At 62.6% G+C, this 23,227-nt stretch carries 26 protein-coding genes and 1 pseudogene; 16 read left to right on the top strand and 11 right to left on the bottom strand.

Going from position 1 to position 23,227, the window contains the following annotated elements; translation table 11 throughout:
• Positions 1-17: 17 nt before the first annotated feature.
• Positions 18-1,484 (bottom strand): aminotransferase-like domain-containing protein, encoded by a 1,467-nt coding sequence (locus tag ACWV14_RS34025; protein WP_455342529.1) that lies wholly within the window; start codon positions 1,482-1,484, stop codon positions 18-20.
• Positions 1,485-1,811: 327 nt separating this feature from the next.
• On the opposite strand from ACWV14_RS34025, the gene ACWV14_RS34020 reads away from it, so the two are divergent.
• Positions 1,812-2,048, top strand: coding sequence for a hypothetical protein (locus ACWV14_RS34020; protein ID WP_454914344.1), 237 nt, complete (start codon positions 1,812-1,814; stop codon positions 2,046-2,048).
• Between the two features lie 332 nt (positions 2,049-2,380).
• Here ACWV14_RS34020 and ACWV14_RS34015 read toward each other — a convergent pair whose 3' ends face one another.
• Positions 2,381-3,010 (bottom strand): carbonic anhydrase, encoded by a 630-nt coding sequence (locus ACWV14_RS34015; RefSeq protein WP_455342528.1) that lies wholly within the window; start codon positions 3,008-3,010, stop codon positions 2,381-2,383.
• Positions 3,011-3,083: 73 nt separating this feature from the next.
• Between ACWV14_RS34015 and ACWV14_RS34010 the strand changes: the two are divergent.
• Positions 3,084-3,287: pseudogene (locus ACWV14_RS34010) on the top strand (integrase); the annotation flags it as partial.
• Between the two features lie 113 nt (positions 3,288-3,400).
• Here the strand turns inward: ACWV14_RS34010 and ACWV14_RS34005 are convergent.
• The gene (locus ACWV14_RS34005; protein WP_455342527.1) at positions 3,401-3,628 is read right to left on the bottom strand and encodes a hypothetical protein; all 228 of its coding nucleotides are present in this window, start codon (positions 3,626-3,628) and stop codon (positions 3,401-3,403) included.
• Positions 3,629-3,784: 156 nt separating this feature from the next.
• Here ACWV14_RS34005 and ACWV14_RS34000 point away from each other — a divergent pair, with 156 nt between their 5' ends.
• From ACWV14_RS34000 to ACWV14_RS33975, 6 genes are all read left to right on the top strand, one after another.
• A complete protein-coding gene (locus tag ACWV14_RS34000; RefSeq protein ID WP_455342526.1) occupies positions 3,785-4,168 on the top strand; it encodes a DUF2267 domain-containing protein in 384 nt (127 codons plus the stop codon).
• A gap of 39 nt (positions 4,169-4,207) precedes the next feature.
• Positions 4,208-4,561 (top strand): hypothetical protein, encoded by a 354-nt coding sequence (locus tag ACWV14_RS33995; protein ID WP_454908212.1) that lies wholly within the window; start codon positions 4,208-4,210, stop codon positions 4,559-4,561.
• A gap of 103 nt (positions 4,562-4,664) precedes the next feature.
• Positions 4,665-5,306, top strand: a complete 642-nt coding sequence (locus ACWV14_RS33990; protein WP_454908211.1) for a hypothetical protein — start codon at positions 4,665-4,667, stop codon at positions 5,304-5,306.
• Between the two features lie 122 nt (positions 5,307-5,428).
• On the top strand, positions 5,429-5,584 hold the full coding sequence (locus tag ACWV14_RS33985; RefSeq protein ID WP_454908210.1) for a hypothetical protein: 156 nt from the start codon (positions 5,429-5,431) through the stop codon (positions 5,582-5,584).
• A 130-nt stretch (positions 5,585-5,714) separates the two neighbouring features.
• On the top strand, positions 5,715-6,038 hold the full coding sequence (locus tag ACWV14_RS33980) for a hypothetical protein (protein ID WP_454908209.1): 324 nt from the start codon (positions 5,715-5,717) through the stop codon (positions 6,036-6,038).
• Between the two features lie 311 nt (positions 6,039-6,349).
• Entirely contained in the window at positions 6,350-6,754 is a 405-nt protein-coding gene (locus ACWV14_RS33975) for a DUF5071 domain-containing protein (protein ID WP_454908208.1), read from the top strand.
• Positions 6,755-7,112: 358 nt separating this feature from the next.
• Here ACWV14_RS33975 and istB read toward each other — a convergent pair whose 3' ends face one another.
• Together istB and istA are read right to left on the bottom strand one after the other, a co-directional pair.
• Positions 7,113-7,916, bottom strand: a complete 804-nt coding sequence (gene istB, locus ACWV14_RS33970) for an IS21-like element helper ATPase IstB (protein ID WP_454901618.1) — start codon at positions 7,914-7,916, stop codon at positions 7,113-7,115.
• Complete coding sequence (gene istA, locus ACWV14_RS33965) at positions 7,906-9,495, bottom strand: IS21 family transposase (protein WP_454901620.1); 1,590 nt, start codon at positions 9,493-9,495, stop codon at positions 7,906-7,908. Before istA ends, istB begins: the two co-directional genes overlap by 11 nt.
• A gap of 92 nt (positions 9,496-9,587) precedes the next feature.
• Here istA and ACWV14_RS33960 point away from each other — a divergent pair, with 92 nt between their 5' ends.
• The 3 genes from ACWV14_RS33960 to ACWV14_RS33950 all read left to right on the top strand — a co-directional run bounded on the left by ACWV14_RS33960 (position 9,588) and on the right by ACWV14_RS33950 (position 10,816).
• Positions 9,588-9,965: a hypothetical protein gene (locus ACWV14_RS33960; RefSeq protein ID WP_454908207.1), complete on the top strand. Its 378-nt coding sequence runs from the start codon at positions 9,588-9,590 to the stop codon at positions 9,963-9,965.
• Between the two features lie 112 nt (positions 9,966-10,077).
• Positions 10,078-10,356: a hypothetical protein gene (locus tag ACWV14_RS33955; protein ID WP_454908206.1), complete on the top strand. Its 279-nt coding sequence runs from the start codon at positions 10,078-10,080 to the stop codon at positions 10,354-10,356.
• 64 nt (positions 10,357-10,420) lie between these two features.
• A complete protein-coding gene (locus tag ACWV14_RS33950; protein ID WP_455240229.1) occupies positions 10,421-10,816 on the top strand; it encodes a hypothetical protein in 396 nt (131 codons plus the stop codon).
• A 111-nt stretch (positions 10,817-10,927) separates the two neighbouring features.
• On the opposite strand, the gene ACWV14_RS33945 is transcribed toward ACWV14_RS33950, so the two are convergent.
• On the bottom strand, positions 10,928-12,088 hold the full coding sequence (locus tag ACWV14_RS33945; RefSeq protein ID WP_454901848.1) for an IS30 family transposase: 1,161 nt from the start codon (positions 12,086-12,088) through the stop codon (positions 10,928-10,930).
• A 121-nt stretch (positions 12,089-12,209) separates the two neighbouring features.
• The gene (locus ACWV14_RS33940; protein WP_454908204.1) at positions 12,210-12,515 is read right to left on the bottom strand and encodes a hypothetical protein; all 306 of its coding nucleotides are present in this window, start codon (positions 12,513-12,515) and stop codon (positions 12,210-12,212) included.
• 342 nt (positions 12,516-12,857) lie between these two features.
• On the opposite strand from ACWV14_RS33940, the gene ACWV14_RS33935 reads away from it, so the two are divergent.
• The gene (locus ACWV14_RS33935; RefSeq protein WP_454908203.1) at positions 12,858-13,874 is read left to right on the top strand and encodes a LysR family transcriptional regulator; all 1,017 of its coding nucleotides are present in this window, start codon (positions 12,858-12,860) and stop codon (positions 13,872-13,874) included.
• On the opposite strand, the gene ACWV14_RS33930 is transcribed toward ACWV14_RS33935, so the two are convergent.
• From ACWV14_RS33930 to pdxR, 4 genes are all read right to left on the bottom strand, one after another.
• Positions 13,792-14,646 (bottom strand): ABC transporter permease subunit, encoded by an 855-nt coding sequence (locus ACWV14_RS33930; RefSeq protein WP_454908818.1) that lies wholly within the window; start codon positions 14,644-14,646, stop codon positions 13,792-13,794. The genes ACWV14_RS33935 and ACWV14_RS33930 overlap by 83 nt on opposite strands.
• Before the next feature lie 31 nt (positions 14,647-14,677).
• Positions 14,678-15,466 carry a taurine ABC transporter ATP-binding protein gene (locus ACWV14_RS33925; RefSeq protein WP_454908202.1) on the bottom strand — a complete coding sequence of 263 codons (789 nt, stop codon included), beginning with the start codon at positions 15,464-15,466 and terminating at the stop codon, positions 14,678-14,680.
• 166 nt (positions 15,467-15,632) lie between these two features.
• A complete protein-coding gene (tauA, locus tag ACWV14_RS33920) occupies positions 15,633-16,643 on the bottom strand; it encodes a taurine ABC transporter substrate-binding protein (protein WP_454908201.1) in 1,011 nt (336 codons plus the stop codon).
• 168 nt (positions 16,644-16,811) lie between these two features.
• Positions 16,812-18,347: a MocR-like pyridoxine biosynthesis transcription factor PdxR gene (pdxR, locus tag ACWV14_RS33915; RefSeq protein WP_454908200.1), complete on the bottom strand. Its 1,536-nt coding sequence runs from the start codon at positions 18,345-18,347 to the stop codon at positions 16,812-16,814.
• 139 nt (positions 18,348-18,486) lie between these two features.
• Between pdxR and ACWV14_RS33910 the strand changes: the two genes are divergently transcribed.
• From ACWV14_RS33910 to ACWV14_RS33895, 4 genes are all read left to right on the top strand, one after another.
• Positions 18,487-18,903 (top strand): nuclear transport factor 2 family protein, encoded by a 417-nt coding sequence (locus ACWV14_RS33910; protein WP_454908199.1) that lies wholly within the window; start codon positions 18,487-18,489, stop codon positions 18,901-18,903.
• Between the two features lie 34 nt (positions 18,904-18,937).
• The gene (locus ACWV14_RS33905) at positions 18,938-20,416 is read left to right on the top strand and encodes an FAD-dependent oxidoreductase (RefSeq protein WP_454908198.1); all 1,479 of its coding nucleotides are present in this window, start codon (positions 18,938-18,940) and stop codon (positions 20,414-20,416) included.
• A 198-nt stretch (positions 20,417-20,614) separates the two neighbouring features.
• Entirely contained in the window at positions 20,615-22,228 is a 1,614-nt protein-coding gene (locus ACWV14_RS33900; protein ID WP_454908197.1) for an ABC transporter substrate-binding protein, read from the top strand.
• An 11-nt stretch (positions 22,229-22,239) separates the two neighbouring features.
• Positions 22,240-23,226, top strand: a complete 987-nt coding sequence (locus ACWV14_RS33895; RefSeq protein ID WP_454908196.1) for an ABC transporter permease — start codon at positions 22,240-22,242, stop codon at positions 23,224-23,226.
• Position 23,227: the final 1 nt, after the last annotated feature.

The raw sequence follows: 23,227 nt of genomic DNA, 5'->3' as shown, positions 1-23,227 counted from the left end.
AGCTGCATTGATGCCAACTAGGGCCTCAACGAACGCTCTTCGAAGCTTGTCCCCGATTTTCCAGTTGCAGATTCAAGCTGCGCGCTGGCGAGGTCTCCAAGACTCCTGATAGCCCCTTCCAAGCGCGGGTCGCCGAGATACCCGTAGTTGACGCGCAGGTGCCGGGTGTATCGACGGTCGGCTGAAAACAAATGACCGGGCGCTACGCCTATGCCAAGCCGAAGAGCGTCCTGGTGCAGTGCAAGCGCGTCGACACCTTCTGGCAGCGCGAGCCACAGGAAATAGCCGCCCTCGGGGCGCGTGACCCGCGTTCCAGTTGGAAAGTATCGATCGATAAGTCGCAAGCAGGCAGCCTGCTGACGGCTGAGCGAATGCCGCAGGGCGCGCAGGTGGCGATCGAAACTCTTGTGTTGCAGGTACTCCTGCAACGCCAGTTGCGAGGGGAGTGCCGTCGCCAGCGAGCTCATCAGCTTGTTCCGAGCCAAAGTGGCTGCGAAGCGACCTCCCGCTACCCAACCGATGCGATATCCGGGTGCCAGGGATTTCGAGAAAGAACTGCAGTGCAGCACCCAGCCAGCCCGGTCCCAGGCCTTGGCCGGTGGCGGTCTCCGAGGTCCATGCGCGAGCTCGCCATAGACGTCGTCTTCGATCAGCGGTATGCCGCGGTTGGCGAGCATGCTGACCAGTTGCTCTTTGGCTGCATCGCTCATGGTGCAGCCCATTGGGTTCTGGAAGGTCGGCATGAACCAGCACGCCTTCACCGGATGCTGGTCGATCACGCGAGCAAGAGAGCCGAGATCCACGCCTGTTCGTGGGTGGGTCTCAACCTCGACCGCGCGAAGACCGCGACGCTCCAGTGCCTGCAAAGCAGCATAGAAGGTTGGCGTTTCGATCGCCACAACGTCGCCTGGCTGCGTCACCGATTCGAGCGCAAGATTGAGTGCTTCCATGGCCCCGCTGGTGATGACCAGTTCTGACGCAGGAACATCCATCCCGACGCTGCCGTAACGCAGGGAGATCTGATGGCGTAAAAGAGCGTTTCCTGGTGACAAATCCTCGACGGTCTGCCAAGGGTCCATCCGCTTGAGCGCTCGCGTCAGCCCGGCGGCAAGTTGCTGCAAGGGAAACAGCTCTGGCGACGGAAAGGCCGAGCCGAGCGGGACCATGTCGCGCTCGCGAGCCTGTGCAAGGACCTGAAAGACTAGCGACGAGACGTCGACCGACATGGACCGGAGCACAGGTTCGCTGGCGTCGAGTTCGTTGGCCGGCACTTCCGCGCGCGCCCGGACGAAGTATCCCGACCGCTGCCGCGCTTCGACAAGCCCTTGCGCCTCCAGCAGGTAGTAAGCAGAGAACACGGTGGACGCACTGATGCCCATCTGCGACTTCAGTTCGCGCACGGAGGGCAGACGATCGTTCGCCTTCAGGCTACCCGCGCGAATACGCTGAGCGATGTTCTCGGCAAGCTTCTCGTAACGGTTCATGGGCATCTCCTTCTGATACGGTCGTTCTGCACAGCGTCTGAGATTTTCGTATCAGATCGTCGGCGTGCCCCATAGCGACCACCGGCCTCGTTGCATCTGATATGGAAATTCTCCGCTGATCTGGTTCTGTACGTATCAGCCTGGAAGATGAACACTCGACAGCACGACGAGAGTGCTTCTGTGGTGCAGGCGTACTGCTCCGCTGCCGATCCCTGTCCTGGGTGACTTTCGACACGCCTTGCGGACGCGCATTCAGCTCACCGCAACCGTTTCGTTAGATTGCTTTTCCGTTTTAGCCGTCTGTCACCCATTCATATCCTTTAAATCATGAATTCAATCCCTATTTCCTTCGTCATCTTCAAGCTTGTAGTACTCAGCGTAGGCATGTATTTGGCCGTTAAGTGGCATTACGACCGGGGACAGAAGGACAAGAATCAAAAGACAGCTGCAGTGGTACTGACCTCTATCAAGGTGGGCGCGGCGTTCGTCGCCTCTTCGTTCCTCGTGCTGTTCCTCACCTTTGAAATCTGCAGTAGGCTTGGTCTAGACCTGACCATGCGGTGAATAGTGGAAGTCGGTGAGCCTTGTAGCCGGTCGGGAACGCAGGGCTCGCAGGAGCACAAGACCATCTTCATCGCATGCCCTGACAGGCTGGCCAAGCCCGTTTGCGCGAAGCGCAATTTGGCATTTCATTGCCCGCATCCTGCGCCCTGCGTCTTCGAATAACGCGACAACCTTTTCGACGGCTTGGCCGGGTTTGGTCGATCTCAAAGCGCTTCGAAGAGAGCCAGCCTGCATCCCACGTTAATCCGCATCCACCAGTTCTCTTTTATCTTTCCATGTCCGGGAGCTAGTGACTCGAAATCGCTATCGTGATATGGCGCGGGGCTTTCGACTTAGAGCGCCGCTGGGTGGTCCTCGAGCGGCACGAAGGAATTGCCGGAGGGTGCCAGCGCCACGATGGAGCCGGACTCGATGTCGTACACCCATCCGTGTAGCGTTAGCTTTCCTTGCGCCAGCGCGAGCGCCACGGAAGGATGGGTGCGCAGGTTGTTCAACTGTGCGATGACGTTCTCACGCACCATGCTGTCGATGCGCGCTCGCTCGCTGTTGTGGTGCTTCGACTCGTTGATCATGCGGGCCGCGTCCGCATAGCGAAGCCAGTTCTTCACCGCCGGCATGTGCTCCAGGCACGCGCAGGTGGCAACGGCAGTCATTGCACCGCAGTCAGAGTGGCCGCATATGACGATGTCCGTGACCTTCAAGGCGGCGACCGCGTATTCCACCGTTGCCGACACGCCACCAGGTTCCGGACCGAAGGAGGGAACGATGTTTCCGGCATTGCGGATGACGAACAAATCGCCGGGCTCGCGCTGCGTCACTAGCTCAGGGACCATGCGACTGTCCGAGCAGGAAATGAACAGCGTCGTCGGCTCCTGCTTGGTTGCGAGCTTCTGGAAGAGTTCCCTGCGAGTGGGAAACACCTCTCGCTGGAACCGCAGGAATCCGTCTACAACGTCACGCATCGAGTCTCCAACTGATGGTGAATTTTACCAAGGAGCGGGTGCGGCGTTCAAACACGAGGCGCGTCCCCTCATTTGGGCGTCGGACATCGGCTTATACATCGACGCATTTGGAACGCATTCGATCCGGCGAACGAAGGCCTCGCTCATCTACAGCCGGACGAAGAACCTGAGGGCGGTGCAGTTGCTGCTCGGCAATGCGAAGCTTGAGAGAACGGTGCGGTACATGGGTATCGAAGTGAAGGGCGCGCTGGAGCTGGCGAAGCACACCGACGCCTGACGCGGCCGGCCGCCCGGGCCAGCAGCAACTCGCCGAGGTGACCAAATTCGCGTGGAAGCCGACGTTCGCGGCGCATTCACAACGAGAGGGGCTCGGGAACGCTGCGTTATTTTCTACACCGCATCTTCCGGCATGCCATCAACACCAAATTTCACACCGCGCTCTTCCAGCTTCGCGCGCGCTGCGTGGTGCACCACTCCGCGTTTGCGCGTGTCAGACTCCAACAGCCTGCGCAGGGTGACCTGGCTGACGTTGGCATTGCGCACCACTTCCATTCGTACGCCCCAGAATTTGTCACTCGCGAAACGATCTAAGATCTCTGCGTCAGCATCCGGATTCATGGCCGCTGTGGCGCGTATAGCCTGATTGGCTACAGTCGGCCAGAAAACAGGTCACTCAGCACGCCGGCCAGGTCGCTAGAGAAATCGAACCTCTTTTTACCTCGTATGACTATTCCATCTGAGTACCAGCGCGCAACCGTAGAGTTCGAGCGGTTCATGGTCGACGCCCGCGATGAAGCGGGTCTTGCCACCACGAATATGGCTTGGAACATGGTGGTGGGCGTCTTTCGCGCGTTCAGGCGAAGGCTATCCGTGCAAGAGGCGATACGTTTCGCAGACGTCTTACCTGCAGTAGTACGGGCCATTTTCGTGGCCGACTGGGATTTTCATGAATCGCCACTTCCATTTGACCGGCGTGAATCTCTTGTTGAAGAGGTCCGCTCTGTTCGCAGAGAACACAACTTCTCGCCGGACTCGGCGATTCAAGCTGTCGCGCATGCGTTGCGTCGAAACGTGGACACCGAGGCGTTCACCAAGGTACTTTGCGACTTGCCGGCAGGTGCTGCCGAGTTCTGGGGGTTGACGCGGGAGGGTAGCTGACGGTCAGAACCAGACATTCGCCCCAAGCCTCTGAATTCGATGAAACCTGCGCTTTCCGTCAACGCCGCACTTGATGAACTAGCGACCCTGGTAGGTCAGGACGTCGCCTTGGAGGGCACCCTACGCTTCGAATTTGAAGGAACGGCTTTGGACCACTTTCCTAAGGCAGAGCGCCGCAACGCGCAAGATGATGGTCCGCTTGAGGCATCGAGCGTGTGGCTGAGCGTTGGTTCAGGTGCTTTGCAATTCAACGAGGAGCAGCTTCGCCGATGGCATGGCGAGCGAGTCACGGTGCTTGGCACCTTGCTCGGTCCCGATGAAACGCTCGGAGGGTGCGGCCATTTTTCGGCGTTCCCTGCCGAGGTGCTGGCCCGCTCCATCGAGCGGCTCTAGTCGGCCAGAGCCTGACATTCGCTGTTGCAGGCGGAACCAGACGCTGGTTAGGATTCGGGCTGCGCGCGACGCAGTCAGTCGTGACAGACCAGGGAGATGACACGTGCCGAGAAAATTCTTCAACTTGCGCTTTGAGAGCGAGTCCTCTCAAGATTCCGTAGGTGGAGCCTATCTGACACCGGAGGGTCAAGGTTTGCCGTGTTGTACCCAGTGCGACCGGCAGATGATTCCCTTCCTGCAGTTCACGCTTCCCGTTGCGGCCGAACTCCCTTTTATCGAAGGCAGCAGGCTGTCGGTACTCATGTGCCCGGAGCACAACGAGATTCCAAGCTTCGAATCGTTCGATGCGCTCCCTCCGGACTATTGGGAGCAAGGTGAAGGTCACTGGTACGCATCGCTGGAAAAGCCTCGAGCCATGCATCGCGTGACGGGCACCCCGATCCTTCAACCGACTGAGCTCGTACTTGCCGATAAACCCGCGGACAAGAACTACCGCATCGCAGTCGGCGGTGCGCCCGACTGGGTACAGGATGCCGAAACCTTCACCTGCGCCTGCGGCTCGGCAATGGAGTTTGTGTGCCAGGTCAGCGATGGCTTCGAATTCCCAAAGCTACCCGGTGCACCGGAGCAGCCGGACAGTTCCTCTGCAAAGAGCTACGTGCTCTTTCTGGGCAATGAGGTCTACGTGTTTGCGTGCGCGCAGCAATGCGATCCCCGGGCGGTGTGGATCACGGTTCAGAACTAGACAAGGCTGAAGTCGGCCATAACCGGTCGTTCGCAACGTCGGGCAAAATTAACCAGAAGCGGACCGACGCCGAAAGATTAGAACGAATGCCACAACTCTCTGAGCACCAAGCATATCTAGCCATGCTTGCGTTTCTTGAAGCGCAATATCGTTCTGCGGTCGAGGAACTTGGCGCGCTCATTGGCTCGATGTCGTTGCTAGCAGATGGCAAACCGGCGGACCCTGGCGTCTCGCAAGAATGGCGAGTGGCTTTGGAATTCGCCCTCACGAAAAGATGATAGTTCGCGGCCACTACCAGTCGTTTGCAGCGCCGTGCAGCATTGGCCGAGAACGGAAAGTTCGCCGCGCCTCTCAGTTTCCCAATCGGGTGCGCCTGCCTCACGTCGCTTTCAATACAGTGGACCGAAAATGACGCCCGAAGAAAGCCAAATCAATCAATCCATTCTCGATGGCTTCGAAGCAGCCGGTGGCGGTTACGTGTGGGACGCGGAAGTCTTTTCGGTCACTCTCATGGGTGTACCTTTAGAGGACGATGATGTCATCCCGCTTTGCGGCCTGCGAGGCATCCAGCAAATTGCGCTAGACGCGTCTAGGGTCTCTATTGCGACCCTCGCAGCGTTGGCTGGCATCCCGGGGTTGCGGTCACTTGTGCTCGCACGAGGCGACTTGACCGAGAGGCAGCGGAACGAGCTCGGTCGATTGGGCCCTGAGATCGTCGAGGTGAACGATTAGGGCTCATTGCGACCAAAACCAGACCTTCGCCATGAAGCCAGAAAATTTCCAGGCACCTGCAACAGTGGACTACGTCAAAGTCGGTCGTGAGTCGCACGAGCTGGCGCTTCGCCACGGGCGGGATGCACACAGATATGCACTGCGCCTGTCTCAGCAAACCAAGGACGCTGGCGATGCAGAGGCGGCCGCATTCTGGTACGCGGTCAACCGAGCCCTAGAACCGAGGACATAGCGAGGCACTTGCAGGGCCCCTTTGAACCTTGGCGATGGCTGAGTGACCAGCTACAGTGGGTCAGTAATGGCCGTTGAACATGAAGGAGAAATCTTTGCCTGAAATGAAGCACCTTTTGCCCGTCGACAAGCACGACCTGTCGAAGGCAGAAGCGATCATTGCTCTGGGCTATCCGGCCGTCGACGCGCTTCTTCCTGAGTTGATCGCCTGGATGCAAGACATCAACTGGCCTGTCGCAAAGGTCTTCACCCCCTTTCTGGCTGGCATCGGTGAACCACTGGCACCTCATCTGCGGGTGATCTTTGAGTCTGAGGACCACGTCTGGAAGTACTGGGTGCTCGACAAACTTGTTGCTCCGTCTCCCAAGCTCACAGTGGCCCTCGAGCCATCCCTTTTGCGCATGGCTTTGGAACCGAGCCCGGGTGAAGGCGACGAAGGGGTCGATGAGATCGCTCGAAGCATCTTGGCGAAGAAAGCAGCCTGAGTAGGCAATGGCAACCTCTCGGATGTCTGCTATCTAGGACCGGGGACGTCTCTTATGGGCCCTCTGCACAGGCGACCTGCCCAGCTACATTCGGCCAGGACCGGTCACTTGGCGTCGGAGCCAGACACCCTCGGAAGCGGTCTAGTCATCTAGATCCGCGTTGCGCCGCTCAGTGGCAGCATAAAAACATAGGAGGAATGCAATGGGATTACTTTCTGACTTCTTCGTCGCGAATGAAGGAGAAGCCACGCGCTACGCGGACCGGATGAGCGAAGATGATCAGGGTGTTGAGTTCCATGGAATCCTGACCCGCGATTTCCATCGAATATTGACCCACCCTCTTTGCGAGCCAGCCGGCTCACGGTGTGGATAAGTTCTTGGCTTTCTCCTTTTTAGGTTGGACTGCTTGAACGGGTTGAGCCGAGCTGTGCTTGAAGCGGAAGCTGTCGTTTCCGGTCTCCAGAATATGGCAGTGATGCGTGAGCCGGTCCAGCAACGCCGTCGTCATCTTCGCGTCGCCGAAGACGCTGGCCCACTCGCTGAAGCTCAAGTTGGTTGTGATCACCACGCTCGTGCGTTCGTAGAGTTTGGACAGCAGATGGAACAACAGCGCGCCACCTGATGCGCTGAACGGCAGGTAGCCCAGTTCATCGAGCACCACCATGTCCGCGTACATCAGTCGGTGCGCGATGTGGCCGGGATTGCCACTGGCCTTCTCTTGCTCGAGTGCGTTGACCAGTTCTACCGTCGAGAAGAAGCGCACCCGGCGGTGTTGGTGCTCGATGGCCTGCACGCCCAGCGCCGTGGCGATGTGGGTCTTGCCGGTGCCCGGACCGCCCACGAGCACCACGTTCTGCGCATCGTCCATGAACTCGCATCGGTGTAGCTGACGCACCAGCGCCTCGTTGACCTCGCTGTTGGCGAAGTCGAAGCCAGCGAGATCGCGATAGGCTGGGAAGCGAGCGAGCTTCAACTGGTAGGCCACCGAGCGTACCTCCCGCTCGGCTGTCTCTGCCTTTAGCAACTGCGAGAGCATCGGTTGGGCCGCCTCGAAGGCCGGCGATCCCTGCTCGGCCAGCTCCGCGACGGCCTGGGCCATGCCGTGCATCTTGAGTTCGCGCAGCATGATCACGATGGCGCCGCTGGCAGGGTCATGTCGCATGGCGCACCTCCTGGCTACTCGACTTGGAGTTCAGCGGCCCGCGCAGGCCGCCAGCAGCGCTGGCACGCCCCCGGAGCGTGTCGTAGCGCAGCACATCGGCCTTCGGCTCGTTCATCAGGCGCAGTGCCTGCGGTGCCGTGACAGGCGCCGGCGCAATGGGCTTGGCATCGAGCAGTCGGTGCAGCACATTCAGCACATGAGTCTTGCTGGCCACGCCGGCTTCCAGCGCCAGTTCGACCGCGGTCAGCACTGCCTGCTCGTCGTGGTGCAGCACCAGCGCCAGGATCTCCACCATCTCGCGGTCTCCGCCTGGCTGCTTCAGCAGCGCGGCCTGCAGCCGCCGGAAGCCCTGCGGCAGCTCGCTGAAGGGCGCTCCGTTCCTGAGCGCTCCTGGCTTGCGTTGCAGCACTGCCAGGTAGTGCCTCCAGTCGTAGACGGTCTGACCTGCGGTGTCGTGGCGACGGTCAATGATGCGCGTGTGCTCGCACACGATCTGGCCCTCGGCCGCCACGACGAGGCGTTCGGCGTACACGCGCAGGCTCACTGGCCGGTTCGCGTAGGAGGCCGGAACGCTGTAACGGTTGCGCTCGAAGTGCACCAGGCAGGTGGGCGAGACGCGCTTGGTGTGTTCCACGAAACCATCGAAGGGTCTGGGGATCTGCAACAGTAGTGGCCGTTCCTGCGCCCAGACATCGGCTACGGTCCCTGGCAGCTTGCCGTGGACGATCTCGCCCCACAGCGCCTTGCAGCGGTCCTCCAGCCAGTCGTTGAGCAGCGCCAGCGTGGCGAACGCCGGCACAGGTTGCCACAACCGGTGGCGCGCATCACGCACGTTCTTCTCGACCTGGCCCTTCTCCCAGCCCGAGGCCGGGTTGCAGAACTCGGCCTCGAACAGGTAGTGACTGACCATGGCGCTGAAGCGCGCGTTGATGTCGCGCTCCTTGCCGCGGCGTACCTTGTCCACGGCGGTCTTCATGTTGTCGTAGATGCCGCGCCGAGGCACGCCCCCGAGTACCTCGAAGGCCCGGTTGTGCGCATCGAACAGCATCTCGTGGGTCTGCAACAGGTAGGCGCGCACGATGAACGCACGGCTGTGGCTGAGCTTGAAGTGCGCCACCTGCAGCTTGGTGCGTTCACCAGCGATGACGGCCCAGTCCTCGCTCCAGTCGAACTGGAATGCCTCGCCGGGACCGAAGGCCAGAGGCACGAAGGTGCCGCGCCCGGTCGTCTGCTGGACCTCGTGGAGATGCGCATGCCACGCTCGTGCAAAGGCCGCCACGCGGTTGTAGGAGCCCTGGTAGCCCAGCGCCACCAGATCGGCGTGCATCTGCTTGAGCGTGCGCCGCTGCTTGCGTGACTTAGACGCCTCGCTCTTGAGCCAGCCGCCGAGCTTCTCGGCGAACGCGTCGAGCTTGCTCGGGCTGATGCGCTTCGCGTAGCTGGGCGCCGCCTCGCCCTCGCGAAGGTACTTGCGGATGGTGTTGCGAGACAAGCCCGTGCGCCGGGCTATCTCTCGGATGGACAGTTGCTCTCGCAGTGCCCAACGCCTGATGACACTCAGTGTCGCCACGTCAATCACTCCTGTGCTCCTGCTGCTAAAAGCAGCAGGTTAGGGTTATCACGTGGGTCAGATTTAGATGGAAATCACCGGGCCAAGTGGGTCACTTCTGGATGGAAATCAACAATCAGGGCAAGGCCATTGCATTGCAATTGCGTCCGGCTGAGTACAAAGGCCTCACCGACCTTGAAGTAGGCACTCTGTGGGCAATCCTAGAAGGGAAGGAATGGGATGCTAACCTGCACGAGTTGGAAAGTGACGAGGGCGGCGATGAAGGGAACTCCTGGCTCTTCCGGTTCCCAGATCGGCTAGTCCAACTTCTTGCTCGCGTCGAACACTCGGCGCTTGATGCTGCACTGCCCCGATGGGCCGACACCGAGGAACTTCAAGTGGATGTGGAGGAACTGCGACCTGTGGTGCTGGATCTCCAAAGACTCGCTAAAAAGGCGATTGCTGAACAGAAGTCGCTGTATCTATGGGGTAGCTTATGAACGCCTCTCGGATCATCTGACCGACGACGACTTTGCGGGGTACTGACTTCGGCTTTGTGCCGATGGAGCCTCTCATACGCTGACGGCATCCGGCCAAAGCCAGACATTCGATATGACACCTCGTTTTTCAGTCGATTTCAACGAATTGCTTGAGCGCGATCTCATCATGCTGTCGCAGACCGATCTCCGGAAGGACATCAACGGCTGGTCCGTCCTGCTCGTTGAAGGTCTACCCATTGAGGTCCAAGAAAACAACCTCTATGACGACGGCACGCACGAAGTGCTGTTTGCGCGGGGAGTCGTTGAGGCCAACTCAACGGGCACTTGGTCTCACGTCAAATGGTGCTGCCGATTTGACTCCGAGGGCTTCTACGACATTGCAGGTCAATGATGCTTCTTACACCAGCGCATGCCGTGCGTCGGCGGAATCCGGCCAGGACCTTTCATTCAGACAAATGAGCCATCTTCGACCTTTACTTGAAAGCGAATCCTTGCAGATGCAGTTTCCGATCTGCACCTTCAGCGTGCCGATTGCACAGATCTCTGCGCAACTGAAAATACCATTTGAGAACTGGCATGAGTTGGGCATTGGGGAGGCGCGTGGTTTTGGCTGCCACCTTCCTAACGGAATGATCGTCTTTCTTGATGAATTTTTGTCGTCGCCGCAGCCTGGCACGACTGTCCATGTTGACGCTTCTGCTCTCGCTGGCCGAGATGTCAATGATGTGGTTTCGGCCGCTCTCAACGGTCTAGGACTATCAATGTCGTTCGTTACTTGGCTTCAGGCAGAGTCGAGTTGGACGGCCGCGCAAGAAATCGCGAAAACGGCCGGCGCACACAAGCCCTCTTGAGTAACAGGTAGCGCTGTTTCATTTGCCTGAACGCCACCTTCGAAAACGAACGAGTGTGCCCCGCCGACACCAGCACCACCGACATCGCTTCGGCTACAGTCGGCGGCGGATTCAACCGGTCGATGCAACACATTCGCTGAACATTTCAGCAGGTGTATGGAAGCCGAGCGTCTTGCGCGGCCTCTCGTTCAATTGTCTCGCGATCGCGTTGAGTTGAAGCTGTGAGAACCCTGAGACGTCCATGCCCTTCGGCATGTACTGCCTGAGCAACCCATTGGTGTTCTCGTTGCTGCCGCGCTGCCAGGGGCTCTGGGGATCACAGAAGTAGACCTGGATGTCGGTGGCCATCGTGAATCGCTTGTGACCGTGCATCTCCGTGCCTCGATCCCAGGTCAATGACTTGTAGAGCTCCTGCGGCAACTTGCGCGCGTTCTTTATCAGCGCGTTGACCACCGATTGCGAGTCCTTGCCTTCGAGCTTCACCAACATCACATATCGCGTTTGCCGCTCGACCAACGTGGCGATCTGGCTGTTGCCGCTGCCGAACACCAAGTCCCCTTCCCAATGACCAGGCACTGCCCGATCCTCGACGGATGCGGGGCGCTCGCTGATCGACACGGCATCGGCAATCTGCCCATGGATCGCAGTCTTCTGCGTATAGGAACGAGAGCGTCGCATGCCGCGCGTGCGTCTGAGGTGCTCCAGCAGCTCCTTCTTCAATGCGCCGCGCGCTTGAATGAACAGGCTGCGATAGATGGTCTCGTGTGACACATGAAGGCTCTGGTCGTTCGGATAAGTATGCTTGAGCCAGCCGGCGATCTGCTCCGGCGACCACAGCATTCGAAGCAGGTCCGCCACGACGCCAGCCAGCGCCCGGTTCTTGACCAGCTTGCATCGCTTCGGCCGCAGGGCACGGTTCCAGGCAGCTTCGTCGGCGACGCTCGCCCGATAGCCGCCTTGCCCTACGTTGCGCCCGATCTCTCGGCTGATGGTCGACGGTGCCCTGCCAAGTCGGGCGGCCACCGAACGCATCGATTCACCAACCATCAGAGCGCGAGAGATCTCTTCCCTCTCTGCCAGGGTTAGCGCATTGGCGCCACGCCGTCGTTCCGGAGGTCGAATGCCACCGGTCTTGGACAAGATGTTCTGGATGGATGTGTGAGGTCGGTCAAACAGTTGGCCGATCTGGTGAAGGGTCCAACCTTCCCTCCACCGCTCCCACATCAATGCCTTCTGGGTACTCGTGTAGTAGGTCCGTGTCCGGTACTTCATCTGCAACACTCCTTCTGCCTAAGCAGTTATAAGTGTGTTGCATCGACCGGTTGAATCCGCCGCCCGAAGGCGACTCCCGCATCCGACGGTGCTCAACTATTAACCGTGGGCATGTCATCGTCTACCCCTCTTCCACAGCAACACGCCACGACTGAACCGTCGCTTCGACCGTCTCGATACGCCGCTCCAGTTCTTCATTGACCAGCCGCATCAGCGCACCCAGTTCAGTGCGCGTCGGATAAATCTCTTCCGTGTCGTTCATGCGTTGCGGGACGATGAGTTTTTCGAGGCACGCGTAGGCAAGGTGCACGGCGCGAAAGCTGTCGATGCCATCGCATGCCTGCAGCACAAGCGATTCAACGCAGACGGCTTCAGACGGTTCGGAAATCGAGGTGACGTGCGCGGGCGCGCGAACAGATGCAGCCATGAATGGCCTCCAGAGGTGCGGTTTGCTGAAACCGCCGCTCTCGAGTCCAAACGAGGGCGGCGACTCGACGGGTTGGACTACCGGGCACCTCTTGCGAGAACCGGCCGGGCTCGCGCCCGCCCGTCGAGCCGCCAAAAACTGGGGGCACGAACGACGAAGCCGCAGACCCTGCGGGAGTGACTGCGGCTTGCGTCGCAGAGGTGATTCGGGAGTCCAAGCCCGGTCACGTTTTTTTCGTGACGGCCGCAGTATAGCCACGCGGATGCACATCACCGCGAGAGGCGGACCAGCGATGCCCCCGCGAAAAACCCCAGATCAGGAAGCTGGAACAATCCGCCCACCATGGACGGTCTCGATCTCATCAAAACATTTCGCGAAGTTGCGTTCAGGCGCAGCTTTTCCCGCGCGGCGATTTCGCTGGGCATGTCGAAAGCCACGGTCAGCCGCTACGTTGCTGAACTTGAAACCCGCAGTGGCGTGCGCCTGCTGAACCGCTCCACCCGCTCCCTGAGCCTCACCGACGCCGGCCAGGTATTGCTCGACCGCAGCACCGAACTGGTGGCGATGGCCGAGAACACGCTCAACGACCTGCAGGCGCACGGCTCGCATCCGCGCGGACGTCTGCGCATGAGCGCGCCGCACGGGCTGATCGCGGGCTGGCTGTCGGACGTGATTGCCGAATTCATCAAGCTGTATCCCGACGTCTACGTGAGCCTGGTGTTCACCAACGACGACCTCGACCTGATCGAGGAAGGCATCGACATTCACCTGACGGGTGGACGCATCGATGACATGAACCTCATCGTGCGCCGGCTGGTGCAATTCGACATGGTGGTCTGTGCCTCTGCGGCGTACTGGGCGCAGCGCGGTATTCCGCAGGTGCCCGAAGACCTGAGCCGGCACGACGTGCTGAGCTATTCGTCTATGCCGACGACCCACCTGCCCTTCGAGACCGACGGCAAGGCGCACGACGTGCCGGTGCACAGCCGCATGGAGGCCAACGATGCGATTGCACTGATCGAACTGGCGCTGCGCGGCGTTGGCGTGGCCTACGTGCCGGAGCCGCTGGCGCAGTCGCACCTGGAGCGCGGAGCGCTGGTGCCGGTGCTGCGCGAGCACATGCCGCGCGATCATTGGCTGTATGCGGCGTATTCGCAGCGCCGCCACAACAGCGCGGCGATGCGGGCGATGCTCGATTTCCTCGAACAGTCGATGGGCACCGACGGCGAGAACCCGGTGCTGCCGCCCATGCCGGCGCCGCCACGCGTGATGCCGCCTACATGCGCCCTTTCCAGGGCACAAGGCGTCGCTCGAGCCACCGCATCAGCAAGTCGAACAGGTAAGCCACCACGCCAATGACGATGATGCCCATGATGACGATGTCGGTGCGCAGGAAGTTCGACGCATTCAGCACCATTTGACCCAGCCCCATGTTGGCGGCCACCATCTCGGCCGCCACCAGCGTGGTCCAGCCGAAGCCGATGGCAATGCGCATGCCCACCAGAATGTCGGGCAGCGCCGAGGGCAAGATGACGTGGCGGATCACCTGCATGTAGCTCGCGCCCATCGAGTACGCGGCGTTGATCTGTTCCTGCGAGGCGCTGCGCATGCCCGAGCGCGCGGCCAGCGCGAGCGGCGCGAAGCAGCTCAGGAAGATCAGCAGCATCTTCGGCAGCTCGTCGATGCCGAACCAGATGATGATGAGCGGCAGGTAGGCCAGCGGCGGCAACGGCCGGTAGAACTCCAGTGGCGGATCGAAGATGCCGCGCCAGAAGCGGCTCATGCCCATCGCGATGCCCACCGGAATGGCCGTGGCGCAGGCCAGGAAAAAGGCCGAGAACACGCGGAACATGCTCGCCAGGAAGTGCTGCCACAGCGGCTTGTCGTTGGCCTGTCCGGTGAGGTATTCGTAGAACTGCTGGAACACGGCCTGCGGCGTCGGCAGGAAGAGCGGCTTGACCCAACCCATGTTGGTGACGATGAACCACAGCGCGACCAACGCCACGACCGTGACCACGCTGATGGTCACGCTCGAGCCCTCGCCCGGTACCTTGAAGGCGCTGGTCTTGAGCTTGGCGCCGGCCGCGGGAACAGGCGGTGCGGCGGGCTTGGACGGTGGCGGTTGCGTCATGACGGCGCTGGGCGATGCAACGGTGACGACCTCATGCATGGGCGGCCTCGCGGTGATGAATGATGGACAGCACTTCTTCGCGCATGCGGATGAACTCGGGCTCCGATTTCACCTTGCGCGAGTCACCATGCGACAGGTACTGGCGTGAGAACGGCACGTTGTCGTAGACGTGCGAGATGCGCCCCGGGCTAGGGCTCATCACGATGAGCCGCGTGGCCAGGAACAGCGCCTCTTCCACTGAGTGTGTGATGAAGAACACCATCTTGTTCGACTTGGACCAGGCCTGCAGAAGAATTTCCTGAACCTGCTCGCGTGTGAACGCATCGAGCGCACCCATGGGCTCGTCCATGAGCAGCACGGCGGGGTCGCTGGCCAGGGCGCGTGCGATGCCCACACGTTGCTGCATGCCGCCGGACAGTTCGTACACCGCGCGGTCAGCGTACTTCTGCAGGCCGACGAGGCCGAGTTTTTCTTCCGCGATGCGGTCGCGTTCGGCCTTTCCCACACCGCCCAGGCGAAGGCCGAGCGCCACGTTGTCACGCACGTTGAGCCAGGGCATCAGCGCATGCTTCTGGAACACCACGCCACGGTCGGCACCGGGGCCGACCACGGGCTTGCCGTCGAGCAGGATCTCGCCGGTGGAAGGCGGCAGAAAGCCCGCGATGCTGTTGAGCAGTGTCGTCTTGCCGCAGCCCGAGGCACCGAGTGCGACGACGAAGTCACCGTCTTGCATCGTGAGGTTGACGGGGGCCAGCGCCTGAAGCGTGCCGCCCTTGACGGCGTAGTTGACCGTGAGGTCGCGGATGTCTAGCGTGGGCATTCAGTTCTCCAATGCGGGTTGCTGTCTGATTGCTTGCTGTCGTTGTTCATTCGGGGCATGTGCACAGGCCACCGGGTACTCCCCTCCGCGAATGTCCCCCGCCCTTCGGACTCCTCCTTTATTTCGCTGCGGGGAGCACCCGTCGTCGTGATCACGCCCCAAAAAACTACTTCCCCATAGCCTTGTCGACATAAGCAGTGGTAACGAACGCGCTGTAGTCCGGCTTCACCTCCTGCACCCGCCCCTGCTCCTTAAGGAAGGCCGCCGTATTGGCCATCGCCTTCGCAGCACCGCCCCCCAGCCAGGTCGGCGAAACCTGCTCGGCCATCGTCGGGAACGTGTACAGAGCCATCGCAGCCCCCACATCCTTCGGGTCGGCCTTGGTCCACTTGGCCATGGCCTTGGTCTGCGGTGAATCGGGCGTCCAGCTCTTGCCGGTGGCCTTGTACTCTTCATTCGCGCGGTTCAGCGCCTTCACGAAGGCCACCATGAAAGGCTCGTTGGCCGCCGCCCACTTGGCGTTGACCACGATGCCCTCGAAGGTCGGTGCGCCGCGCTTGCCGATGCTTCCCGACGTGGCAATGGTCTTGCCGTTGGCCTTGATCTTCGACAGCACCGGGTCCCAGATGAAGGTCGCGTCGATGTCGCCGCGCTCCCAGGCTGCAGCGATCTCGGGCGGGCGCATGTTCATCACGTTCACGCTCTTGGCATCGACGCCGTCCATCTTCATGCCGGCCATGAGCTGGTAGTGCGCGGTCGACACGAAGGGAGTGGCCACCTTCTTGCCGGCCAGGTCCTTGATGCTGTTGATATTGGTGCCGTTGCGCGCCACCAGTGCCTCCGCGTCGGCGATGTCTGCGGAGATCCAGAACAGCTTGATGTCCTGCCCCTGGCTCGCCGCCGCCGTGAGTGGGCTGGAGCCGGTTTCGCCCATCTGCACGTCGCCCGAAGCCATCGCGCGGATCACGTCGCCGCCGCCCGAGAACATGCGCCAGTTGATCTTGTAGCCCGTGGCCTTCTCGACCTCGCCGGATTCCATCACCAGCCGCAGCGGCACCAGCATGTCCTGGTGAGCGAAAGTGACTTCCTTGGTTTGCGCGAACACCGCGCCGCTGAGCGTGAACGCGGTCGCGATGGCCGCTGCGCACTGGAGGGAAAGACGTCGGGACAAGGTCATCTCTGTTTCTCCTGAAGGTGAATCGAAGCGGACTTTGCACCTATCGCCCGCAGCCAGGAAGTACCAGCGCCGCTGTCGGCATAGAGCCAGTGGATCGGGACTTACCCTCGTTCTGGTGCGCCGCGCACGCCAGCGGTGCGCCCGAGCCTGCGCACCATAGAGAAAGACTCAGTGCGTCCGCCCGCCGGCAGGTCTCTTCTCGCCTCGCGCCAAAGCCAACTCTTCAACTGCCATGCCTAAAGCCCGAATGCCCGCGGGAATCTGCGAAGCCGCAATGGAAGACAGCCGCAGCCGGAAGAATGGACAGGGATACGGCGGCCGCGCGAAGAACACATCGCCAGCCTCGATCAGCACGCCGTGGTTGCGCGCCATCAGGGACAGCTCAGTGGCATCCACCCACGTGGGCGCCTGCACCCAGATCGAAGCGCCACCGGAAGGCAGCCGGAACTCGAAGTCGGGCAAATGGTCACGCAGTGCCTGCGCAGCCAGCGAAAGCCGCTCCTGCATTGCGTGGTTCACCCGCCGCGCATGCGACTCATGGTGGCCCAGCGAAAGAAACAGCGCATACGCATGCTGCAGGAACGCGCTCGGGTGCCGCACCATCGCATGCCGTATCACCCGCAGTTCCTTGATGAGTGCCCTCGGCGCCACGATGAAGCCCAGCCGCAATGCGGGCGACAGGCTCTTCGACACCGACCCCACGTAGATCACGCGTCCCGTCTTGTCCAGGCTCTTGAGCGCGGGCATCGGCGTGCCTTCGTACAGGTTCTCCGCCTCGTAGTCGTCCTCGATGATCACGAAGTCCTGCAGCTCCGCCTTGCGCAGCAGCCACTGGCGCCGCTCCAGGCTCAGCGTCGCGGTCGTCGGGCTCTGGTGCGAGGGCGTGACGAACAGGTAGTCGGCCGCGGGCAGCGCATCGACGACCAGCCCCTCCTCGTCGACATCGACCTCGACCCATTTCGGCTGCCGCAGCGAGAAGCTGTTGCGCGCGTGCGGATGCCCCGGCTCCTCGAGCCCCACGCGCGTCTGCTCGTCGAACAGCGCCTCGGCCAGCAGGTAGTAGGCATGCTGGGCACCCATGGTGACCAGGATCTCTTCCTTCAGCGCGAACACGCCGCGCTTGGGCAAAAGGCGCGTGCGGATCTGCTCGATGAGGTCGGGCACGTCGTCGGTCTCGAAGTCCGGTGTCCAGTGCGGCAGCTGCGAACGCGCCAGGCTGCGCGCGCAGCATTCGCGGAAGTCCTCGGTAGGAAAGAGCTGCGGGTCGTAGTTGCCGTAGACGAAGGGGTACGGGTAGTCGCGCCAGCGGTCGGGCTTCGACAGCGTGGGCTTGTCGACCAGCGAGCGCAGCACGCGCCCCTGCCAGTCCGGCGGCTGGCTGGCCTGGCCGCTGCGTCCCACCAGCGGCTCCGCATGCGCGGCGGACAGCGGCCGCGCATTGCGCGCCACGAACACGCCGCTGCGCGGACGCGCTTCCAGAAAGCCTTCGTCGATCAGCTGCAGGTACGCCGACGTGACGGTGTTGCGGCTCAGCCCAAGCAGCGCCGCCAGTTCGCGCGACGACGGCAGCGGCGCGCCGGGGCTCAGGTGCTCTTCAAGAATGGCCTGCACCACCGCGGCCCGCAAGCGGGCCTGCAGGGGCAATGCCGGCTGGTCGGGCAGCGCGAATAGCTGCGCCCACTGGGTGGCTCGCGGGTTGGGCATGGTGCGCCGCAGTTTAGGGCAGCCGGTGCGATTTGCGGCACCCCGGCGGCGTTCTGGCTCGGTCGAATCCCCGCAACTGGCCCTATCGCGGCGGGGGGCGGCTGCCTACGCTTGCCGCATCAATTTCCGGAGTTCCCGCGTGACCGCCCAGCCTTCTTCCTCCTCTTCTTCCCCCGTGACCACCGGCACCCTCGCCGCCTTCAGCGACGCCTGGAACCGCCACGACATCGACGCGCTGATGAGCTTCATGACGCCCGACTGCATCTTCCAGACCGCCGCCGGCCCCGACGCCTGCGGCACGCGCCATACCGGCACCGAGGCGGTGCGCAATGCCTTCGCCGCCGCCTGGGCAACGGTGCCAGACGCGCAATGGATCAACGGCCAGCACTTCGTGCACGGCGACTTCGGCACCTCGCAGTGGACCTTCACCGGCACCGCCGCCGACGGCAGCCGCATCGAGACCGACGGCATCGACGTCTTCACATTCAGGGACGGAAAGATCCACCTGAAGAACGTGTTCCGCAAGGCCCGCCCCAACCTGCCCGCCGCGAAGTAAGCCGGCCTTCTTCCCTCTCTTCCTGGAGCCCTTCATGACCATGACAGGCACCGCGCAGTTCGCCACCGCCAGCGCCGCCATCGACGGCGCATCGTTCGAGCAGCAGCCGACACAGGCACCGTTTCGCCCCTACGACCCGCAGTACGACCCGCTGCACGCCCCCGACCCCGGCGCCGGCCGCGCCTACGCGCCGACCTGGTGGGTGGCCAGCGCAGGCACGCCGCCCGACGACGACGGCCCGCTGGTGCGCGACATCGATGTCGACGTGGCCATCATCGGCTCGGGCGCCACCGGCATGTCGACCGCGCTCTACCTGGCGCAGGAGCACGGCATTCGCGCCACGGTGCTCGAGGCCAACCAGGCCGCGTGGGGCTGCTCCAGCCGCAGCGGCGGCCAGGGACAGAACGCAAGCGGCCGCCTCAAGCGTTCGCAGTGGATCGCGCGCTGGGGCATCGACACCGCCAGGCGGCTGGACGCCGAAATCCGCGGCGGCTTCGAGAACTTCCGCCACCTCACAACGCAGATCGACTGCGACGCCTTCGACGGCGGCCACCTCTACCTGGCGCACCGGCCAGAGAAGTTGCCGATCCTCGATGCCGAGGCGCGCCTGATGCGCGAACAGTTCGGCTATGCCACCCGCATGATGAGCGCCGAAGAGGTGCGCCGCGACTACTGCGACGAGCGCGAGACGGTGGGCGCAATGTATGAGGCCGAGGGCATCGGCATCCACCCGTTGAAGTTCACCTTCGGACTGATGCAACGGGCCCGCGCGCTGGGCGTGACGGTGCATACCTCGAGCCCGGTGCAAGGCTGGCACACCGTCGACGGCGTGCACCACCTGCGCACGCCCGCCGGCACGGTGCGCGCGCGCCGCGTGGCGGTGTGCACCGGCGGCTACACAGGGCAGGCGCTGAACCCGATGCTGAAGAACCGGATCATGCCGATCCTGTCGAACTCGGTGGTCACGCGCCCGCTCACCGACGCCGAACTGCAGGCCACCAACTTCAGGTCGCAGACCTTCCTGACCGACACGCGCACGCTGCGCTTCTACTACCGCCTGCTCAAGGGCAACCGGCTGCAGATCGGCAGCCGCAGCTCGGTGAGCGGCGCCGACGCCGAGCACCCGGTGCACCTGAAGCTGCTCACCGACGCCATCGCCCGCAAGTTCCCGCCGCTGGCGGGCATCCGCATCGACTACTCGTGGTGGGGCTGGGTCGACATGAGCCACGACATGATGCCGCGCATCACGCAGCCCGACGCCGGCGAGAAGATCTGGTACGCGGTGGGCTACGGCGGCAACGGCGTTTCCTTCTCGACCTGGGCCGGCAAGCGGCTCGCCGAACGTATCGCGGGCAAGGACGCGGGCCGGGAGGTTTTCGAGTTGCCCATCTACCGCTCGCCGCTGCCCTTCCCCAATGTGCTGGGGCTGGTCGAGTCGCGCGCGTTCGCGCCGTTCCGGCGCATCGGGCAGCGCATGCTCTACAAGTGGTACTGGCTGCGCGACGAGAAGTAGGCACGCATTCCCCGAAGTGGCGCAGGCCAGTGCACCAGCCTGCCGCACAACGGGGCAAACCCGCCCCTTCTGGCCCTGCGAGTCGCGCCGCGTTGGCTCTTCGCCGCCATGCGGCGAGCGCCTATCTTCGACACCAAGGCCTTTGCTTCAGCGGGGCCGAATCCGATTGCCTGTGTCGAACTCCCCTGAGGTCCTGTCATGCCGATCCCCGTTCCCGAGCTTCCAGTCTTCTCGCGCCGAGCCACCCTGCTGTCCGCCAGCATTGCGGCGGCAGGCACCCTGCTGCCGCTGTCCGTCTTCGCGGCCGACGAGCCCAGGCGCGGCGGCACGCTGGTGATCGGCAGCACGCAGACGCCCCGGCACCTGAACGGCGCGGTGCAGTCGGGCATCGCCACCGCCATGCCGTCGACGCAGATCTTCGCGAGCCCGCTGCGCTTCGACGACAAGTGGAACCCGCAGCCCTACCTGGCCGAGTCATGGAAGCTGGCGGACGACGGCAAGTCGCTCACGCTCAAGCTGCGCAAGGACGCGCTGTTCCACGACGGCAAGCCCGTTACATCAGCCGACGTGGCCTTCTCCATCCTGGCCATCAAGGCCAACCACCCCTTCACCACCATGATGGGCCCGGTCGAGAAAGTGGACACGCCCGACCCCTACACCGCCGTCGTGCGCATGAGCGTGCCGCACCCCGCCATCGTGCTGGCGATGTCGCCTGCGCTGTGCCCGATTCTTCCGAAGCACATCTACGGCGACGGACAAGACCTGAAGAACCACCCGCGCAACACCACCGACGTGATCGGCTCGGGACCATTCCGCGTGACCGAGTTCAAGCCCGCGCAGCGCGTGGTGCTGGAGCGCTTCGACAAGTTCTTCATTCCGGGGCGGCCCTACCTCGACAAGGTCATCATCAACATCACCCCTGACTCGGCGAGCCTGATGCTCGGCCTGGAGCGCGGCGACATCCAGATGGTGCCCTTCGCCACGCTGCCCACCGACCTGAAGCGCCTGGCCAACGACCCGAAGATGTCGCTCACGCCCAAGGGCTACGACGGCATCGGCGCGCTCAACTGGCTGGCATTCAACACGGCGAAGAAGCCGCTGTCAGACGTGCAGGTGCGCAAGGCCATCGCCACTGCCATCGACAAGAACTTCATCACCAAGGCGCTGATGGGCGGCTTCGCTACCGTGTCCGACGGCCCGCTGGTGGCCAGCAGCCCGTTCGCCGTGCCCGACCTGGTGCGCTACCCGCTCGACCTGAAGAAGGCCGGCGAGATGCTCGACGCCGCGGGCTACAAGGCAGGCGCGGGCGGCGAGCGCTTCAAGCTCACCATCGACTACCTGCCCGGCGTGGACGACCAGCAGAAGAACGTGGCCGAGTACATCCGCGGCCAGCTCAAGAAAGTGGGCATCACGGTGGAGGTGCGCGCCTCGGCCGACTTTCCGGCCTGGGCCAAGCGGCTCGCCTCGCACGACTTCGACATGTCGATGGACACGGTCTTCAACTGGGGCGACCCGATCATCGGCGTGCACCGCACCTACCTGTCGACCAACATCAAGCCCATCGTCTGGACCAACACGCAGTCGTATGCCAACCCGAAGGTCGATGAGCTGCTCAACACCGCCGGCGGCCTGATCGACGCGACGCAGCGCAAGGCCTACTACGCCACCTTCCAGAAAATCGTGACCGACGAGCTGCCGATCGAATTCATCAACCAGGTGCCCTACCACACCGTAGCCAGCAAGAAGGTGGTCAACGTGCCGGTCACCATCTGGGGGCCGTTGTCGCCGCTGGACGAGGTGTACTTCAAGTAAGGCGGGCGGTCATGGGCATGCTGCCACTTCTGCGCCATGCCGCCTCGCGACTTCTCCAGGCCCTGGGCCTGGTGATCGCGGTGGTGGTGCTCAACTTCGTGCTGGTGCACGCCGCGCCGGGCGACCCGGTGGAAACCATTGCCGGCGCCAGCGGCGGCATGTCGCCCGAGCTGATGGCGCAGCTGCGCACGCAGTACGGGCTCGACAAGTCGCTGCCGGTGCAGCTGGCCGTGTACCTGGGCAAGGTGGCGCGCGGCGACCTGGGCTACTCGTACTTCTTCAACCTGCCGGTAACGCAGATGATTGCCGAACGCGTGCCGGCCACCCTTCTGCTGGTCTTGAGTTCCGTGCTGCTGGCGTTCTTCGCGGGCACGGCGCTGGGCGTGCTGTCGTCGCGCAAGCCCAACGGGTGGCTCTCGCAGTTCATCACCGTGCTGTCGCTGGTGGGCTTTGCGGCGCCGGTGTTCTGGCTGGGGATCATGCTGGTGATCCTGCTGGCCTCGGTGTTTCCGATTCTTCCTGTCGCGGGCATGCGCTCCATCGACTCGACGGGCGCCGGCGGCTTCGCGGACATGCTCGACGTGGCGCAGCACCTGGTACTGCCCACGCTCACGCTGAGCCTGGTGTACCTCGCGCAATACAGCCGGCTCGCGCGCTCGTCGATGCTCGACGTGCTGGGCTCGGACTTCATCCGCACGGCGCGCGCCAAGGGGCTGGCCGACCGCGTGGTGCTCTACAAGCATGCGCTGCGCAATGCGCTGCTGCCGGTGGTCACGGTGCTGGGGCTGCAGTTCGGCAACGTGCTGGCGGGCGCCATCCTGGTGGAGACGGTGTTCAACTGGCCGGGCCTCGGCCGGCTGGCCTTCGAGTCGGTGCTGCGGCGCGACTACCCGACCATCCTCGGCGTGCTGCTGTTCTCTTCCGTCGTGGTGGTGGTGATGAACCAGCTCACCGACCTGTGCTACCGCTTCATCGACCCACGGATCAAGGCCTCATGAG

The organism is Variovorax durovernensis, assembly GCF_977011995.1.
This window is presented reverse-complemented; position numbering and strand designations above follow the sequence as displayed.